18 protein-coding genes are annotated in these 15,850 nt (G+C 66.6%); 11 read left to right on the top strand and 7 right to left on the bottom strand.

Going from position 1 to position 15,850, the window contains the following annotated elements; genetic code table 11:
* Window positions 1-77 precede the first annotated feature (77 nt).
* Window positions 78-1,481, top strand: coding sequence for a permease (locus tag NL115_RS09245; RefSeq protein WP_254832895.1), 1,404 nt, complete (start codon window positions 78-80; stop codon window positions 1,479-1,481).
* 132 nt (window positions 1,482-1,613) lie between these two features.
* Window positions 1,614-2,204: a helix-turn-helix transcriptional regulator gene (locus NL115_RS09240; protein ID WP_254832894.1), complete on the top strand. Its 591-nt coding sequence runs from the start codon at window positions 1,614-1,616 to the stop codon at window positions 2,202-2,204.
* A gap of 46 nt (window positions 2,205-2,250) precedes the next feature.
* Here NL115_RS09240 and NL115_RS09235 read toward each other — a convergent pair whose 3' ends face one another.
* The gene (locus NL115_RS09235; RefSeq protein ID WP_254832893.1) at window positions 2,251-2,700 is read right to left on the bottom strand and encodes a universal stress protein; all 450 of its coding nucleotides are present in this window, start codon (window positions 2,698-2,700) and stop codon (window positions 2,251-2,253) included.
* A 331-nt stretch (window positions 2,701-3,031) separates the two neighbouring features.
* Between NL115_RS09235 and NL115_RS09230 the strand changes: the two genes are divergently transcribed.
* The 4 genes from NL115_RS09230 (at window position 3,032) to NL115_RS09215 (ending at window position 5,110) form a co-directional block, all read left to right on the top strand.
* Entirely contained in the window at window positions 3,032-3,352 is a 321-nt protein-coding gene (locus tag NL115_RS09230; RefSeq protein WP_254832892.1) for a hypothetical protein, read from the top strand.
* 56 nt (window positions 3,353-3,408) lie between these two features.
* Window positions 3,409-3,762 (top strand): SHOCT domain-containing protein, encoded by a 354-nt coding sequence (locus tag NL115_RS09225; RefSeq protein WP_254832891.1) that lies wholly within the window; start codon window positions 3,409-3,411, stop codon window positions 3,760-3,762.
* A 255-nt stretch (window positions 3,763-4,017) separates the two neighbouring features.
* Window positions 4,018-4,326, top strand: a complete 309-nt coding sequence (locus tag NL115_RS09220; protein ID WP_254832890.1) for a thioredoxin family protein — start codon at window positions 4,018-4,020, stop codon at window positions 4,324-4,326.
* A gap of 22 nt (window positions 4,327-4,348) precedes the next feature.
* Window positions 4,349-5,110: a plastocyanin/azurin family copper-binding protein gene (locus NL115_RS09215; RefSeq protein WP_254832889.1), complete on the top strand. Its 762-nt coding sequence runs from the start codon at window positions 4,349-4,351 to the stop codon at window positions 5,108-5,110.
* 129 nt (window positions 5,111-5,239) lie between these two features.
* On the opposite strand, the gene NL115_RS09210 is transcribed toward NL115_RS09215, so the two are convergent.
* The gene (locus NL115_RS09210; protein ID WP_434084012.1) at window positions 5,240-5,941 is read right to left on the bottom strand and encodes a helix-turn-helix domain-containing protein; all 702 of its coding nucleotides are present in this window, start codon (window positions 5,939-5,941) and stop codon (window positions 5,240-5,242) included.
* On the opposite strand from NL115_RS09210, the gene NL115_RS09205 reads away from it, so the two are divergent.
* Both NL115_RS09205 and NL115_RS09200 read left to right on the top strand, forming a co-directional pair.
* Window positions 5,925-6,608 carry a helix-turn-helix domain-containing protein gene (locus NL115_RS09205; RefSeq protein ID WP_254832887.1) on the top strand — a complete coding sequence of 228 codons (684 nt, stop codon included), beginning with the start codon at window positions 5,925-5,927 and terminating at the stop codon, window positions 6,606-6,608. The genes NL115_RS09210 and NL115_RS09205 overlap by 17 nt on opposite strands.
* Window positions 6,609-6,748: 140 nt before the next feature.
* Window positions 6,749-8,011, top strand: coding sequence for an alkyl sulfatase dimerization domain-containing protein (locus NL115_RS09200; protein ID WP_254832886.1), 1,263 nt, complete (start codon window positions 6,749-6,751; stop codon window positions 8,009-8,011).
* A 165-nt stretch (window positions 8,012-8,176) separates the two neighbouring features.
* Here the strand turns inward: NL115_RS09200 and NL115_RS09195 are convergent, their stop codons facing one another.
* The 3 genes from NL115_RS09195 to NL115_RS09185 all read right to left on the bottom strand — a co-directional run bounded on the left by NL115_RS09195 (window position 8,177) and on the right by NL115_RS09185 (window position 10,389).
* The gene (locus NL115_RS09195; protein ID WP_254832885.1) at window positions 8,177-8,599 is read right to left on the bottom strand and encodes a CoA-binding protein; all 423 of its coding nucleotides are present in this window, start codon (window positions 8,597-8,599) and stop codon (window positions 8,177-8,179) included.
* A 60-nt stretch (window positions 8,600-8,659) separates the two neighbouring features.
* Window positions 8,660-9,601 (bottom strand): ring-cleaving dioxygenase, encoded by a 942-nt coding sequence (locus tag NL115_RS09190; RefSeq protein WP_254832884.1) that lies wholly within the window; start codon window positions 9,599-9,601, stop codon window positions 8,660-8,662.
* A gap of 152 nt (window positions 9,602-9,753) precedes the next feature.
* The gene (locus tag NL115_RS09185; RefSeq protein ID WP_254832883.1) at window positions 9,754-10,389 is read right to left on the bottom strand and encodes a VOC family protein; all 636 of its coding nucleotides are present in this window, start codon (window positions 10,387-10,389) and stop codon (window positions 9,754-9,756) included.
* Window positions 10,390-10,617: 228 nt separating this feature from the next.
* Here NL115_RS09185 and NL115_RS09180 point away from each other — a divergent pair, with 228 nt between their 5' ends.
* Both NL115_RS09180 and NL115_RS09175 read left to right on the top strand, forming a co-directional pair.
* The gene (locus NL115_RS09180) at window positions 10,618-11,781 is read left to right on the top strand and encodes a low temperature requirement protein A (protein ID WP_254832882.1); all 1,164 of its coding nucleotides are present in this window, start codon (window positions 10,618-10,620) and stop codon (window positions 11,779-11,781) included.
* A gap of 335 nt (window positions 11,782-12,116) precedes the next feature.
* On the top strand, window positions 12,117-12,458 hold the full coding sequence (locus NL115_RS09175; protein WP_254832881.1) for a DsrE family protein: 342 nt from the start codon (window positions 12,117-12,119) through the stop codon (window positions 12,456-12,458).
* A gap of 23 nt (window positions 12,459-12,481) precedes the next feature.
* Here the strand turns inward: NL115_RS09175 and NL115_RS09170 are convergent, their stop codons facing one another.
* Window positions 12,482-13,108, bottom strand: coding sequence for a hydrolase (locus NL115_RS09170; RefSeq protein ID WP_254832880.1), 627 nt, complete (start codon window positions 13,106-13,108; stop codon window positions 12,482-12,484).
* Between the two features lie 159 nt (window positions 13,109-13,267).
* Between NL115_RS09170 and NL115_RS09165 the strand changes: the two genes are divergently transcribed.
* Complete coding sequence (locus NL115_RS09165; RefSeq protein ID WP_254832879.1) at window positions 13,268-14,317, top strand: enolase-like domain-containing protein; 1,050 nt, start codon at window positions 13,268-13,270, stop codon at window positions 14,315-14,317.
* 201 nt (window positions 14,318-14,518) lie between these two features.
* Here NL115_RS09165 and NL115_RS09160 read toward each other — a convergent pair whose 3' ends face one another.
* Complete coding sequence (locus NL115_RS09160; protein ID WP_254832878.1) at window positions 14,519-15,793, bottom strand: MFS transporter; 1,275 nt, start codon at window positions 15,791-15,793, stop codon at window positions 14,519-14,521.
* Between the last annotated feature and the right edge of the window lie 57 nt (window positions 15,794-15,850).

Below are 15,850 nucleotides of genomic sequence, written 5' to 3'. Positions count from 1 at the left end.
ATGCAAATTCTATCCTCGCCTACTGCCTCGGTTTCGTAAGAGCAATTGGCAAAACAGATGGCTGTGATGGATTAGACATGCAGGCCGCCCTCCTCGACGGAATCCTCGAGTCGCTGCGGATCGGTGTCGGCTTCCTCTGGACGGCAGCCTGGGCGATCATCATGGGGCTGGTGATCACGAGCCTCGTCCAGGTCTACGTCTCGAAGGAACGGATGGCCCAGGTCCTCGGAACCGAGGACCTGAGCGGCCTCACGAAGGCGACGGTGTTCGGCGCCGCGAGTAGTGGCTGTAGCTTCGGGGCCGTCGCAATCGGGAAAGGCCTGTTCAAGAAGGGTGCGCACACGGTGAACGTCCTCGCGTTCATGTTCGCCTCGACGAACCTCATCGTCGAACTCGGCCTGATGATACTCATCCTGCTCGGGTGGGAGTTCCTCGTCGCCGAACTCCTCGGCGGTGTCATCCTCATCGCCGTGATGGCACTCCTCGTCCATCTGACCCTCCCCGAGAACCGCTTCGACGAGGTCCGACGGGAACTGAATCAACGCGAGCTGGCACAGGGTGTCAGCGAGGACCCGACCTGCGGGATGGAAGGCACGGACGAGTACTCGCTGACGACCGACGGCGGCGAGACAGTGACGTTCTGCTCGGAGGGGTGTATGGAGACCTACCAGCAGGAGGTGGCCAGCAGCGGCGGGTGGCGCGACGAGCTCCTGTCGTGGGGCGGCTGGTACAAGGTCGGGAACCAGTACCGCAAGGAGTGGTCGATGATCTGGAAGGACGTCGTCGCGGGCTTTCTCATCTCGGGGTTCGTCATCGTCTTCGTCCCGCAGTGGGTCTGGAACACACTGTTCCTCCAGGGTGATGGACTGTTGGTGAGCGCAGAGAACGCCGTCATGGGTGTGGCAATCGCGGTCATCAGCTTCGTCGGTAGCATGGGCAACGTTCCCTTCGCCGTCGCGCTGTGGGGCGGTGGCATCAGTTTCGCCGGTGTCATCGCGTTCGTCTACGCCGACCTCATCACCATCCCCGTCCTGAACATCTACCGGAAGTACTACGGCTGGCATGTGATGCTGTACATCCTCGGCATCTTCTTCGTGACCATGGCCTTCACGGGCTTTCTCATGGAGGAACTGTTCAACGCCCTCGGCATCGTCCCGAACCTCGCCCGCGGGGAGACCGCATCCGAGCAGACGTACTTCGAGTTCAACTACACCTTCTACCTCAACCTCATCGCGTTCGTGTTCTCTGGCTTCCTCCTCTACGTCTATCGGCGTGGACTCGGTGCACCTGGCCAGTACCGTGACCCGGTCTGTGGGATGCGGACCGATGATAGCGGGCCGAGTCTCACCCACGACGGCGAGACGTACTACTTCTGTTCGGACCGATGCAAACAGTCGTTCGAGAAACACCCATCCGAATTCGCACACCAGCACCCAGAAATCGCAGGAAATAGAGCCTCCCAGAGCCATGACCATCACTGAACGCCACCTCTCGACACCGGGTACCGGGGCCAGGCCCCCACGAGTCTTGCGTCGGCCAATCACAACTGGTACGGTGGTGTCTCGTCAACGCTCGGGTATGACCCAGTCTCACGACAGGCCGAGGTGGGGTGGATGAATCGACGGCGAGCCGATGCAGTAGTCGGTCTCCTCGTCGCTGCAGTCGTTCTCGTCGGCGGAGCACTCAGCTGGGACGCCTACCAGCAACAGCAGGCATTCGAGCAGATGGGGTCGATGATGGGCACGTCCATGGGGACCGTTCACGGGACGAATCCGCTCTGGTACGTCCTCGGGACCCTCCTCGTCGCGACCCTCGTCGGCGGTGGATATCTGGCGATTCGCGATGAGCTCACCAGCACGGGGGGAGTCGACCAGCAACGGCGTGCTGCATCGGAGCAAATTGCCCAGGGGAGTGCTGAGACATCAGGTGACACCGCTCGCTCGAACGACGGCAGCAATCCAGAGGCCCAGCCTCGGGCCCGCGTGCTGGACCTGTTGCCGGAGGACGAACGACGTATCCTCGACCCGGTCCTCTCCTCACCCGGTATCACGCAGGTCGAACTCAGGGATCGGTCGGACTTCTCGAAGAGCAAGGTGAGCCAGACGGTCAGTGGCCTCGAGAAGCGGGGCCTGCTGTACCGGGAGCGCCAGGGACGGACCTACCGGATCTATCCGAGCGACGACCTGGAGCAGAGCCAGAGCTAGCCGTCGCTCCTGCCTGTCGACCAGGGCTGAAGATGACCGGTTGTCGCTACTCTTTGACCTCTGTCTTCACGACGATTGCAGGGCGGGTGGTCAATCGGAGGACGCGGTCGGTGACACTCCCGAGAAGCGTCCGGTACTCTTCCGGTCGGCGTTTGGTTCCCAGCACGAGTACGTCCACCTCCTGGTCGTCGCCGTACCGCACGATCGTCTCGTCGGGGCGGCCGTGCTGCATCGCCGTCTCGATATCGACATCGGCCTCCGATGCCCGGTGACGGAGTGCCGAAAGCGTCTCCTCCCCGTGCTTTTCCAGTCCGTGCTCCGGGCCTTCGGCTTCGTCGACGTACTCGTCCCCGCTGTAGGCAGTCACGACGTCCTCGTCGACGACGTAGAGCACGTGGAGGACAGCATCGTGAGTCGCCGCAAGTTCGAGTGCGTGCGCCGCAGCCCGTTCGGACGCGACTGTCCCGTCCGTCGAAAGCAGAATGCGGTCGTACATGTAGTCGGGCTTCAGATTGAGGCGGCATAGAGTCAGGTTCCGAGCCCGCCGCTCAGGAGGTGCACCCATGTCCGGCGGGGGCACGGATTCCGCTGCGACTGGGTGGGTCGGTACTCGGCGGTCTGTGTCTGTCCCTCCGACTGGCGGCCGAGCGTTCCACCGGACCGAGGTGGGGAACCCTCACTCCCGCCGAATTCGGCGGAGATGAACGATTTCATTTCTGAAAGACGATTAGCGAACCCCATATACGTTCTCGAACGTTCTCCTGCGCGGATTCACACCCATCGAGATAACTCCCGAGCGGTCCTACGAGTAACCGAGGAGAACGACAATGACCAACTTCGAACTCGGCCGCTGGCTGCTCGTGGCACTCGCGATTGTCGGACTCGCGTTCGCCGCCCCCGTGGTCAGCGCCCACGGCAACGACACGACCGCAGACGATGCGCCCCCGTCCGACGAGCCCACCGGCGACTGGGCGGCCTGGATGGAGGCACAGATGACCGAACACATGGGCCCTGGTGCCGTCGAGTGGATGGAGTCGCACATGGGTGTGACCGTCGACGAGATGGCCCGGGACATGGCTGACGAGGAATACCACAACGGGGCCGAAACCGGCTCCAACGGCGGGATGTACGGGCAGGGCCACTGCTGACGGCCCTGACCGTTCCGATCGCTTCGACCGAACACCCGATTACCCAACCCAGAACAATGACCCAACTCACCATTCACATCGGACGCACTGCCCGCCGACCCGCGATCCTCGCCGTCCCGCTGCTGGTCGCGGCGACTGGAACGGTTGCTGCCCACGGTGGCGGGAGCTACGGCGGCGGCATGATGGGCGGCGGCTGGGGACTCTTCGGCGGAGCGATGGGGCTCTGGGGACTCCTCTGGATGGGGCTCCTCTTCGCTGTCCCGCTCTACATCCTGTATGCGCTCCTCAACCGAGGCTCCGGCGAGAACGACGAGCAGCCGCTGTCGGTTCTCCGTGAGCGCTACGCCCGGGGTGAGCTCTCGGACGACGAATTCGACCGACGGCGAACACAGCTCGAACGTACCGGATGACCGGAACAGCTGCTGTTCCACCCGGTACACCCCACCTTCGACGCCCGTCGTTGCGGCACTCCCCGTCGAGACAAGCTCGACACTCGGGCAGGATCGATTACGAGGGGGGTGTCTCCTCGAGCCCGGAGTGTACGATTCGAACAGGGACTCCGGGGATGCCGTCCGTAGGCTCCCTTCGAATCCGGACTCTGCGACCGGCTGAGCTTTCGGATACTAATAGAAATGTGCAAAAGGCACAAAATCGTACTGTACTGTATGACAGAGGTACTCCTCTTCACGCAGGAGACGTGTGGGGCATGTGCAACGCAACGAGAGAAAACCGGGGGCCTGGAGGACGAATACCCCGATGTCGAATTTCGGGAGGTCGATATCCAGAACGAGCTGGGGACAGCCAACGCGTACGGGGTCCGGAAGACGCCCACGACGCTCGTGTACGCGAACGGGGAACGGACTGCCGAGTTCATCGGGGTCGTCGACCGGGACGACCTGGAGGCCGCTATCCAGAGCGCTGAGCAGCAATCGGCCGGCCTCGCACAGCGGATTGCCAGTCTCGTCCGCGGATAACTGAAACCAGACAACTCAGACAATGAATTACAGTAGACGCCAGTTCATCGGGGCGCTCGGGGCCGGCACGGTTGCAACTGCGGGCCTCCCCCGGCCAGTTGCTGCACAGGAGACGCCCGTCGTCGAGATGGGGAACAACTACTTCGACCCGATCGGGCTCCACGTCGACCCCGGCACGACCGTCCGCTTCGAGATAGCGGCCGGATCGCACTCGGCCACCGCCTACGAGAACCGGATTCCAGCCGACGCGACGACGTTCGATAGTGGGGTCATCTCGTCGGGGGGGTTCGAGCACACGTTCGACGAGCCGGGTACGTACGACTACTACTGCATCCCGCACAAGTCGGTCGGGATGGTCGGTCGTATCGTTGTCGGCAACCCCGGTGGTCCAGCCGAGGAGCGTCCGATTCCGGACGGTGACGTGCCAGATAGCGATGCGATAGTCGAACAGGGCGCGATAGCGTATGGGTCCAGCACCGGAGGTGGCGGGAACTCCGACGGCGGAATGATGGGGCCTGGGATGGGGTCTGGTCCGGGAATGATGAACGGCCGGACCGGTGGATGGGGTGGCGGGCTGCCGTTCGTCGGCGGGGCACTCGGAATGCTGGGGCTGGTCGGTGGGCTCCTCTACTGGGCACTCGGGCGAGATGGCGCTCCCTCCCGGAAGGATAGTTCCGCGATGGAGACCCTTCAGCGCCGTTACGCCCGTGGAGAGATCGACGAAGCGGAGTTCCACCGCCGTCGAGAACGGCTGGAGAACGGGGGCGAGGGCCCGTCTGAGTGAGGCGAGCCAGCGTCCCCCTTCGGGGGACGACAGTCGACGCTGCGGGCCCATCCTTATCGACGGCCGGTGGCAGCGCCTACCGCTCGACGTCGACACGCGTGACCGTGAGCCCGGCCAGCGGCTCGGTCGCTACGGCTCGACCGTGGAGAACACCCGGGCTTCGATCTTCTGGAGGTGTTCGGCGACGGTCCCCGTGGCGAGGGCCAGTCGGTCGGCGATATCCCGGTGGGTCGCCTCGCGGGGGACCTCGTAGTAGCCCAGGTCGCGGGCCGTGGCGAGCACCTCGCGCTGGCGCTCGGTCAGCAGCGCCGCGAGGTCCCCCCGCGCCTCCAGATACGGCCCGATGCGCTCGATACTGAACTCGATGCTCTCGGGGATGTCCGCCAGCGCGGCCTGCACCACCTCGTTCGTCTCGCCGACCACGTCGACCCGGTAGCGGCCGTCGGGCGTCGCCTCGATGGGGAAGTCGAAGAAGACCTCGTGTGTCTTCGGGAGGCCGAGGAACGCTGCGACACCCGCCGGCGGGCGGCTGTGGACGTAGACGAGGCCGCCCCGGTCGTCCTCGCCGGAGATGCTGAAGCCGAAGACATCCGGCTCCGCCTCCAGGATGGCCCGGATCCGGTCGAGGCGGTCCCCCCGGCGCACCGCGAGTGGTGCTGGCGGTGTCTGTCGCTCTGGCAGGCCGCCGAGATGTCGTAGACGCTGTCGCTCCACGGATGCTGCCGGCGCTGTCCCTGGGAGGTGACGGACATCCGTCCCGACCAGCAGGGTGTGTGGAGATAGATACAGGTGCCCGGATGACCGAGTCGGGGGTATGCAGTTCGCCACCATCGTCTATCGCCATCCCGAGGGCTTCGTCCAGTCGCTCGGGGCGGCCTTCGGCGCCCACGCGGACGTGGAGCCGGTCGCGATTCACGCCACCCGGTCACTCGGCGACGGCACCGCCCTCATGCTCTACGAACTGGCGGGCGACGCCGACGCCGTCCGTCAGGTCCTCGCCGAGAACGAGCAGGCCACGGAGTACCGGGTGACCCAGCTTCAGGACCGCGTCGCCGCGTACATCCACTACACGCCGAACGAGACCGTCCAGCGGCTCCTCGACAGCGTCGAGGAGTACGGGCTCGTCCTCGATACCCCCATCCCGATCCACGAGGACGGCACGTTCGAGGTGACCCTGATCGGGTTCCAGTCGGACCTGAGCGAGGCGTTCGAGGAGGTCCCCGAGGAACTCGAGACGATGATCGAGCGCGTGGGGCAGTACACACCGAGCAACGCGAACTACTTCGACCGGCTGAGCGAGCGCCAGCGGGAGGTACTTCGACTCGCCTACGAGCAGGGGTACTACGAGGAACCACGCGGGACGACCCACGAGGAGATCGCGTCGCATCTGGACTGCTCCCCGGCGAACGTCGGCGAGATACTGCGGCGCATCGAGAACAAGCTCGTCACCGAACTGTTCAAGGAGCCCAGTGCACCGACCGAGACACCCGCCTCCTGAGCCCGGTGCCGGCACCTCTTCTGGCTGTCCGGGCGTGAGGGCGTCCCGAGATATCGTGACACCCGCTTCGGACCGGCTGTCTTATACTACCTGTTCATGGCAAGGGGAACTGGCTCCCTCCGAGACACGGACTGCCAGGTATGTCGCAGAAGGCAGCGAACGCGGTTCCGATATTCGATGTCGACAACTTCGACGCGGGCGTCGATATCACCGAGGTCGCCGAGGACACCTACCAGTGTACGTCCTTCGCGAACTGCACGGCGTTCGACACGGCCGAGGGACTGGTCATGGTCGATACCGGTCTGGCCGCGCTCTCGGAGCACATGGCGGAGGCACTCAGGGCGCACACGGACTCGCCTGTGCACACAGTCATCTACACCCACGGACACGTCGACCACGCCTACGGGCTCGAGCCGTTCCTGGTCGACGGGCAGGCCCCGCCGACCGTCATCGCGAACGAGGCGATGGCCGACCGCTTCGACCGGTACGCGCAGACGAAGCAGTACAACGAGGTCATCAACGGCCGGCAGTTCTCCGCTGACCCGGAGGCCGCGGACTCCCACGACCTCATGGACGAGGGGATGTTCGAGTGGCCCGAGCACCCGCCGACGACGTGGTACAGCGACGACCTCACGGTCACGGTCGGAGACACCACGTTCGAACTCCACCACGCCCGCGGCGAGACCGACGACGCGACGTGGCTCTACTGCCCGGACCGGGACGTGCTCTGCTCGGGTGACCTCGTCACGGCCTCCGCGCCGAACGCTGGGAACCCGCAGAAGGTCCAGCGCTACCCGTGGGACTGGGCCGACGCCCTCCGCGAGATGGCGGCGCTCGACCCCGCGACCCTCCTGCCGGGCCACGGCCAGCCGGCCGTCGACGACCCGGAGGCCATCGAGCGTCGGCTCCTCGGCTGTGCGGACTACCTCGACACCGTCGTCGACCGCACACTCGAGGCGCTCAACGACGGCGCGCCGCCGCACGTCGACATCGTCCGTGATATCGACCTCCCCGAGCCGGAGGAACCCTGGCTCCAGTCGGAGTACGACTGCGGGGAGTTCATCGCGCGGAACGTCATCCGGTACTACGGCGGCTGGTGGACCGGCCGGCCGAGCGAACTCAAACCGGCGCGACGGGACGCGCTGGCGGCGGAGATTGCCGACCTCGTGGGCGACGCCGAGACGCTCGCCACGCGTGCCGAGGCGCTGATAGAGGAGGGCGAGGGGCGGCTGGCGTGCCACCTCGCGGACTACGCGCTGGAGGCCGCACCGGAGGACGAGGCGGTCCAGACCGCGGTCGCGAACGTCTACGAGGAGCGGGCGGCGGCCGCCGAGGACATGATGTCGGCCAACATCTTCGCGTCGGCGGTTCTGTACGCGAACGAGGGCCGGTCGTTCCGCTGAGACTCCTGGTTGGCTCTTCTACACCAGCCGATACGAACGGCAACTGCGGGTACTGGGGAATCGGGGAGTTCCGGAGCAGAAGCCGTCGTGCTGATTATGGCACTGGAACGCGAGCGTGCGCTGCGTTGCTTGCGCGAACGGCGGGCTTGCTGTAGCGACAACGATTCAGTCCATCGGGTTCCGAATCAGCTGGCCGTGTTCGACCTTCATGCAGCGGTCCTGAACCACGTCCAGCCCGGCGGCTTCCGCGTCCCGTGCGGCCGCGTCGTGCGTGATGCCGGGTTGCAGCCAGACCGCCCGCACGTCGTCCCGGGCGAGCGCCTGCTCGATGATACCCGGCACCTCCTCGCTCGGTCGGAACACCTCGACGATGTCGACGGGGTCCGGAACGTCGGCCAGTGAATCGAATGCCGGCTCGCCGAATATCTCGTCTGCGGTCGGGTTGACCGGCGTCAGCTCGTAGCCGTGGCGCTGGAGGTACGCCGGGACGATGTGGGCCGCCTTGTCGTAGTCCGTCGAGGCCCCGACGACGGCAACGCGGTCGTGGCCGAGGACCCGGCGGAGCCCGTCGGCGTCGGTTATCGGCATGGGCGGACCTGTCGACGGCGGGGAATCAGTGTTCCGGGGCGTGCGACCAGCACGACGGTGTCAGTCCGCCCCCGGGCCGGAACCCGGATCGAGCGGCGGGAGCTGGTCCTCGATCATCTCGCGGTCCTCCTCGAGCCACGGCGGGAGGAACAGCGACTCGCCGAGCGTGGCGGGGTCGGCCTCGGCCGCGAGTCCCGGCCCCTCGGTCGCGAGCTCGAACAGGATGCCACCGGGCTCGCGGACGTACAGCGAGTGGAAGAAGTGGCGGTCTTTCACCCGCGAGACGTCGTAGCCGCGCTCCCGGAGGAGGTCGTGCCACTCGTAGAGCTGGTCCTCGTCGGGAACGCGGACGGCGACGTGGTGGATGGAGCCGGCTCCCTCGCGGCCGAACTCGGCCGCCCGGTCGAGGAGGTCGACGACGGTCGCGCGGTCGCCCGGCGCCCGGTAGCGCACGCGGTCGCCATCCTGGGCAATCAGCTCGAAGCCCATGGTCTCGAGCAGGCTCGCGGTGGCGAAGATGCTCGTCGAGAGCAGCGTCACCCCGTGGATACCCCGGATGGCGTGCTCGGTCGGGACGGGTCCATCCGCCCACGGCGCCACGTCGGACTCGCCGGTGACGAGTTCGAGCTCGGTCCCGTCGGGATCGGCGAACTGGAGCACCGTCTCCTCGAATCGCCCGGTCTCCGTGACATCGAGGTCGTGGTCGGCGAGTCGGTCACGCCAGTAGTCCACCGAGTCCGGCGGAATGACCAGCGCGGCGGTGGTGATTTGGGGCTTCCCGACCCGGCCGTCCTCCTCCGCGGGGTACGGGAAGAACGTCAGCGCGGTGCCAGGCGACCCGGTCTCGTCCCCGTAGAACAGATGCCGGGTGAACCGGTCGGTGAAGTTCACCGTCTGCTTGACGAGGCGGAGACCGAGAACGTCCCGGTAGAAGCGGACGTTCTCGGCAGCGTCGCGGACGATGCCGGTGATGTGATGGATTCCGGGGGTGTCTGTGAGCATGGGCTGTGGTCGAGGGGGCGTTCGGTGGGTGGTCGGCGGGTCGTTCGACGGGCGATAGGCGCGGCCCGGCGGCGAGCGACTTGCAGAGCGGCCAGCGGCACGGGCCGACGATTGGCGACCCGAGCGAGTGGTCAGCGGCGCGGGCTGGTGATTCAGCCGAGCCCGGCCGCGCCGGAGTCCGCGTCCGAGAGGTCCTTCCGCTCGATCGGCAGGCCGAGTTCCTCGAGTGCGGCCGCGAGGTCCTCGGCTCTGGCGTACTCAGCACCGGCTTGCAGGCGCTTTGCCTGGGCACGGGCGAGGACCTCTCCGCGCCGGTCGTCGGGAATCTCGTACTTGTCCGTCGCGAGTTCGATGACGAGCCCGTTGTGGTCCGTCGTGTACAGCGAGTGGAAGATGCCCCGGTCGAACTCGTTGTAGTGGTGGCCGTGCTCCTCGAGTCCGGCCCAGATTGCCGCCAGTCGCTCGGGCTCGAAGCGGAACGCGACGTGGTGGACGCCGCCGACCGGCGTCCGAAGGCGCCCGTCGTTCGAGTCACGCTCCTCCTCGACGAAGAAGGTGAGCATGCGGCCGTCACCCGTGTCGAAGAACAGGTGCGTGATGTGTGGCGCATCGAGGTTCGGCTGTCTGAGGACGAGCGACATCCCAAGCACGTCGCGGTAGAACGCGACGGTCTCCTCGACGTTGCTCCCGATGATGGAGACGTGGTCCAGACCGGTCGTGCGGAACGCACTCTCCGGCGGGGCGGCGGTCACGGGCGGGTCGGTGGGTGTGTGTGCGTCGTCTGCCACTGGTTTTGTTACGTTACCAGGTTCGTTCTCGAATCATTATAAACGTTCCCGGACACGAGGTGTACCAGGTGACAGCGATGTCGGTACCTTTCCCCGCAGTGGTTCCCGAAGAACCGCTCAATCACCGACGGAGCACAGATTCAATCTCCCCCTGGAGCAGCCGCGGCGATCGGCAAGCCTGTCGGAAAGCCGAGCTTTGAAGCCATGGTACCGGATACGACGACGCAGATGAGTGGACCGTTCCCCTTCGCTTCGGGGCAAGGTACCGTTCTGGACGACGACCAGAAGGTCACACCGCTGGAGCTGTTCTTCGACCTCGTGTTCGTCTTCGCCATGACCCAGGTGAGTAGTTTCCTCGCCCACAATCTCTCCTGGATCGGGGTCGTTCGTGGCGTCGGCCTGCTCGCTGTTCTCTGGTGGGCGTGGGTCACCTACTCCTGGTTGACGAACGCCATTCCCGCCGAGGAGGCACTGCCGGCACGAGTGGTGATCCTCGCCGCGATGGCGGTCATGCTCGTCGTCGCACTCGCCGTCCCCGACGCCTTCGGGGACGACGGCGTGCTGTTCGGACTTGCGTACTTCGTCGTCCGGGTGTCACACGTCGTGCTGTACGCACTCGCGACCGATCCGGAGACCCGGGCCGCGGTGATCCGCCTCGCTCCCGGGTTCCTGCTCGGGCCGGCACTGCTCATCCCCGCAGGATTCCTCGATGGGCCGCTGCAGGGGCTCCTCTGGGTCGTGGCACTCGCCATCGACTACGGTGTCCCGCTCGTCCGAGGAGTGTCCGGATTCACGATCCAGGCGGGTCACTTCGTCGAGCGCCACCGACTCATCCTCATCATCGCGCTCGGCGAGTCCATCGTGGCAATCGGAATCGGGGTCGACAGTGGGGGACTGCCGCTCTCCCCGGCTGTCGTCGGTGCCGCGCTCTCCGGGATCGTCCTCGTCATCGCACTCTGGTGGCTCTACTTCGACTACGTCGTCCTCGCTGCGGAACGACGGCTCGCGTCGGCGACCGGCGAAGCGCGAGCGGCGCTCGCCCGTGACTCGTACAGCTACCTCCACCTCCCGATGGTCGCGGGCATCATCTTCGTCGCACTCGGCATCGAGCAGACACTCGCGCACATCGGCGAGCCGCTGGGCCCCGTGCCGGCGGTCGCACTCGGTGGCGGCAGCGCACTGTACCTGCTCGGTCACGTCCTCTTCCGATTGCGCGACACCGGGACCGTCAGCATGCTCCGGCTCGCCGTCGCAGGGGGAGCGTGTCTGGTGGTGCCGATAGCCACGCAACTGGCCGCGCCACTCCCCCTTGCCGTCCTCGTGGTCCTGTTCGTCGGGCTTGCGGGCGTCGAGACGGCACGCTCGGAGTTCCGGCGGACGGTACGGGACTGAGCAGCCATCTCTCGCCCAGCCCCGACCTGGACCTCGACAACGGATACCGACTCCCGGCGGACTACACGTGAACCAGAACGGTCACGAACACACGGCCGGAGGGCATCGCGTCGGTGGTCACACGATGTTCCCACCGGCGCCTTACCGTTCGAGGTTCCTGGTGCCGAGGATAGCTCGGAGCGTCGCGAGGATGGGGCGGGGCTGTGTCGGTTCGGTGGGTCCGAGAACAGCCGTGCTTCGATGGGACGCACGCGGACATCGGGGTCGCCACCGGGGAATCAGGGGACGGGAGCAGCGCCGAAAGCCCTTAGCCGCTCCCCCCGGTTCGGCGCGGCATGAAGACGGTCTTCCACGTCGCGGACGGGGCGGACGACGTACAGGACGCGGCCATCCGCTACGCCGCCGGCATCTTCGAGGACCCGTCCGTCGAGATGGACGCCGTCGCGGTCGTCGCGAACGCGTCCGGCATCGAACTCGTCCGGGCGGATTCGGCCTACGCCGAAGAGATCACCGACCTCTCGTCGGGTGCCGTCGAGTTCATCGCGTGCGAGAAGTCGATGGAGGCAGCCGGCCTCACCCGGGACGACATCCTCGATGTCGTCGAGACGGCACCCACCTCGGTCGGCGAACTCACGCGCCGGCAGGACGCGGGGTACCAGTACATCAAGGTCCCCTGAGTCGACTGCCGGGGGCCCCAGCGCTACTCGCTCAGGAAGTCCGCGAACTCGACAGCCATCCCGAAGTCACCGCCGTGCTCTTTGGCGATCTGGTGGGCCTCGTCGGCGCCCTCGCGTGCCCAGTCGCGCTGGAACTCGTAGAGCACCTGCGACCAGGTGACCGGCGTGACGCCGGCCTCGACCATCCGCTCCATCGCACGCTCGTGGTCGGCCTCGGTCTGGCCGCCACAGGCGTCGGCGACGACGTAGACGTCGTAGCCTGCCTCCAGCGCGGAGAGGGCGGCGAAACAGACACACACCTCGGTCCAGAGCCCGGCGATGACCAGTCGGCCTCGACCGGTCGACTCGACGGCCTCGACGAACGCCTCGTCCTCCCAGGAGTTCATCGTCGTGCGGTCGATAACCGCCTCTTCGGGGAGCGTCTCCCGGACCTCGTCGAACAACGGCCCATTGTAGTCCCGACCGATGGTCGTGAGGACCGTCGGTACGTCGTAGGCGTCGACGGCCTTCGCGAGGCCGGCGACGTTGTTCCGGAGCGTCCCGGTCCCGATGGTGTTGACGCCGAGCACCATCTCCGGCTGGTGGTCGATGAACGTCACCGCACAGTTCTCGGGGGTGAGCAACCGCTCGCTCGGAGTTGCGTCGGCCATGGTTCCGGACGGGAATCGGCAGTCAGGTAGTTCTGACGCCGCTAATGTGTGTGCAGTCGACGCTGCCGGGACGGAACGCCCATTGGGAGTGGCCCATCCACCGGGCACGTTCGCACCGATTCGTGAGGTTAACCTCGGCGGGGGAGCACGGACGGGTACATGCTCTACGACTCGGTCGCCGACCTCGACCTGACCGTCGACGACTACGAACTCGACCGGCGCGAGCGCGACACGTCGAGCGGCTTCACACGGGCGACGACCGTCGTCCCGCTGCACGGCGACGGCGAGGTCGGTCGCGGAGAGGACGTGACCTACGACAACGACGCCCACGATGCCCTCCGCGATACCGACGAACCGTTCGACCTCGCCGGGACGTACACGCTCGACGAGTTCTCCGGGCACCTGTCCGGCATCGATCTCTTCCTCGGTACGGAACCCGAGCAGGCCATCTTCCGGAACTACCGCCGGTGGGCGTTCGAGAGCGCCGCGCTCGACCTCGCGTTGCGGCAGGCCGACACGAACCTCGCCGAGCGGCTCGGCCGCACGTACGACCCGGTCCGGTTCGTCGTCAGCACGCGACTCGATGAGCCGCCGACCGGCGACCGCGTCCTCGACTGGCTCGACCGGAACCCGGACCTGGAGTTCAAGCTCGATCCCACCTCCGAGTGGGCCGACGAGGTCGTCGAGCGGCTCGCCGCGACCGGCGCGGTGCGCACGCTCGACCTGAAGGGACAGTACCACGGGACGACGGTCGACCAGCCCGCCGACCCCGCGCTGTACGAGCGCGTCGTCGAGGGGTTCCCCGACGCGCTCATCGAGGACCCAGAACTGAACGAGGAGACGCGACCGCTGTTCGAGGGCGAGGAGGCGCGCGTGACGTGGGATTATCCCATCCGCGGTGTCGAGACCGTCGAGGACCTCCCCTGGGAGCCGGAGTGGCTCAACATCAAGCCGTCCCGTTTTGGCTCGGTGCGGTCGCTGTTCGACACCATCGACTACTGTCGCGAGCACGACATCCGGATGTTCGGCGGCGGGCAGTTCGAACTCGGCGTCGGCCGGGAACACCTCCACGCCGTCGCGTCGCTGTTCTACCCGGACGCGCCGAACGACGTGGCACCGACGGCGTACAACGACCCGGACCCGAGCGGCGATCTCCCCGCGAGCCCGCTGGCGCCACCGACCAGCCCGCGAGGGATCTCCTGGGAGTAGCGGGACTGCTCCGGCCGACGGGTCCGCCTATTCGAGCGATGGCTCCGACGACCGACTGGCTCCGGGCCCGGAATAGCTCTGATATATAGAGAATTCGAGACATATTCGATAACACGGGCGACATATAATTCTCGTAAGTTGCATATTCTGCTGAAAACACGAATGTCCGTAGGCTGCTCTGGTCGCGAGGGGCTGGCGACGTCAGTCGCCGGCGGTGGCCGCCGCGGTCCGCTCCTCGGGCTCCTGGCGCCCATCGAGGCGGAGTCGTGTGATGAGTACCAACCCGAGCAGGCAGGGACCGGCCATGACGAGCGCGGACGCCTCCAGCCCGGCCGCCGCGAGCACCTCGGCCCCGACGATACTGCCCAGAACCGATCCGAGCTGCCCGAGAGACAGCAGGATGCCCGACATCGTCCCGACGTGGTCGGGGCTGATGTCCGCCAGTTCACCGGGCAGGATGTAGAACATCGCCATCAGGCCGCCGCCAAAGAACCCCGCGACGAGCAGCCCAAGCAGGAAGACCGTCAGCCCGGGGGCGAACCCGCCCACGGCGATGCCGAGCGCGAGCCCGAGGATGCCCAGGTTCAGACCCAGGCGGCGGGTGTAGCGGTCGGAGAGCACGGGGAGCAGCAGCGCCCCCACTGCCGAGGCCAGCGGCGAGATCCCGAGCATGAACTCGGGGACGGCGAACGCGTGTGCGTCGGCGTACTCGGGGAGCACGGCGAGCGATCCCACCGCGGACCAGTACGCGAGCCCGATGAGCGCGACGGCCCACGGCGTCGACGGGGACCGGAGCACCGTCGGGAACGACGTCCGGAGCGGGATGCGCTCGCCCGAGGTGAACGGCACCCCGGTCTCTACATCGGTCGGCCGTTCCTCCTCGCGTGGCGAGCGGGCGAGCAGCAGCCATACGACGCCCACGGCAGCGGTGAGCCCGCCGTACAGGAGGAACACGTTCTGCCAGTTACCGACCGCATCCAGCACGATTCCGCCCGACAGCCCGAGCGCGACCGCGGCGCCGAGCGTGTTGCCGGACATGAGGACACCCTGCGCGAGTCCCAGTTGTCCGGAGGGGAACCACTCCGTGACGACCTTGATGAGGTTGGGGTTGACGACGCCCATCCCGAGGGCCGCCAGGATGCTGACCGCGACCTGTCCCGGGACCGTCGGCGCCGCGAACCGGACGGCCGTGGCGACCCCGGCCAGCAGCGCGCCGACTCCCACGGCGTACCGGACGGGGTACTTGTCCCCGAGGGCACCGCCCGGCAACTGCGTGAACACGAGCCCGAAGGAGATGGCAGCGAGCACGACGACGACGTTCGGCCAGGGGACCCCGAGCTCCGCCGCCATCGCCTGCTTCAACGGTGATATCGATTGCCAGATAAGCGAGATGCTGGTCAGGTGGACGAGGAACGCGACGACGAGCACGACCCACCGGTAGCGCACGCCGCCCTCCGATTCGACACTGGGTGACATACACCCACCCTGAGAGGGAGAGGACGCTGGACGTGTTCCTTTGTATAGGAACCGTGG

Source organism: Haloglomus salinum (genome assembly GCF_024298825.1).
In the GTDB taxonomy this organism is placed as follows: domain Archaea; phylum Halobacteriota; class Halobacteria; order Halobacteriales; family Haloarculaceae; genus Haloglomus; species Haloglomus salinum.
This window is presented reverse-complemented; position numbering and strand designations above follow the sequence as displayed.

What these genes read in the sequence shown, in the direction of transcription:
- NL115_RS09230 (WP_254832892.1), top strand. Translation starts at nt 3,032, where the DNA reads ATGACCAACTTCGAACTCGGCCGCTGGCTGCTCGTGGCACTCGCGATT.
- NL115_RS09180 (WP_254832882.1), top strand. Translation starts at nt 10,618, where the DNA reads ATGAGTGGACCGTTCCCCTTCGCTTCGGGGCAAGGTACCGTTCTGGAC.
- NL115_RS09160 (WP_254832878.1), bottom strand. Translation starts at nt 15,793, where the DNA reads ATGTCACCCAGTGTCGAATCGGAGGGCGGCGTGCGCTACCGGTGGGTC.
- NL115_RS09165 (WP_254832879.1), top strand. Translation starts at nt 13,268, where the DNA reads ATGCTCTACGACTCGGTCGCCGACCTCGACCTGACCGTCGACGACTAC.
- NL115_RS09245 (WP_254832895.1), top strand. Translation starts at nt 78, where the DNA reads ATGCAGGCCGCCCTCCTCGACGGAATCCTCGAGTCGCTGCGGATCGGT.
- NL115_RS09220 (WP_254832890.1), top strand. Translation starts at nt 4,018, where the DNA reads ATGACAGAGGTACTCCTCTTCACGCAGGAGACGTGTGGGGCATGTGCA.
- NL115_RS09240 (WP_254832894.1), top strand. Translation starts at nt 1,614, where the DNA reads ATGAATCGACGGCGAGCCGATGCAGTAGTCGGTCTCCTCGTCGCTGCA.
- NL115_RS09170 (WP_254832880.1), bottom strand. Translation starts at nt 13,108, where the DNA reads ATGGCCGACGCAACTCCGAGCGAGCGGTTGCTCACCCCCGAGAACTGT.
- NL115_RS09210 (WP_434084012.1), bottom strand. Translation starts at nt 5,941, where the DNA reads ATGGTGGCGAACTGCATACCCCCGACTCGGTCATCCGGGCACCTGTAT.
- NL115_RS09200 (WP_254832886.1), top strand. Translation starts at nt 6,749, where the DNA reads ATGTCGCAGAAGGCAGCGAACGCGGTTCCGATATTCGATGTCGACAAC.
- NL115_RS09190 (WP_254832884.1), bottom strand. Translation starts at nt 9,601, where the DNA reads ATGCTCACAGACACCCCCGGAATCCATCACATCACCGGCATCGTCCGC.
- NL115_RS09225 (WP_254832891.1), top strand. Translation starts at nt 3,409, where the DNA reads ATGACCCAACTCACCATTCACATCGGACGCACTGCCCGCCGACCCGCG.
- NL115_RS09235 (WP_254832893.1), bottom strand. Translation starts at nt 2,700, where the DNA reads ATGTACGACCGCATTCTGCTTTCGACGGACGGGACAGTCGCGTCCGAA.
- NL115_RS09215 (WP_254832889.1), top strand. Translation starts at nt 4,349, where the DNA reads ATGAATTACAGTAGACGCCAGTTCATCGGGGCGCTCGGGGCCGGCACG.
- NL115_RS09205 (WP_254832887.1), top strand. Translation starts at nt 5,925, where the DNA reads ATGCAGTTCGCCACCATCGTCTATCGCCATCCCGAGGGCTTCGTCCAG.
- NL115_RS09175 (WP_254832881.1), top strand. Translation starts at nt 12,117, where the DNA reads ATGAAGACGGTCTTCCACGTCGCGGACGGGGCGGACGACGTACAGGAC.
- NL115_RS09195 (WP_254832885.1), bottom strand. Translation starts at nt 8,599, where the DNA reads ATGCCGATAACCGACGCCGACGGGCTCCGCCGGGTCCTCGGCCACGAC.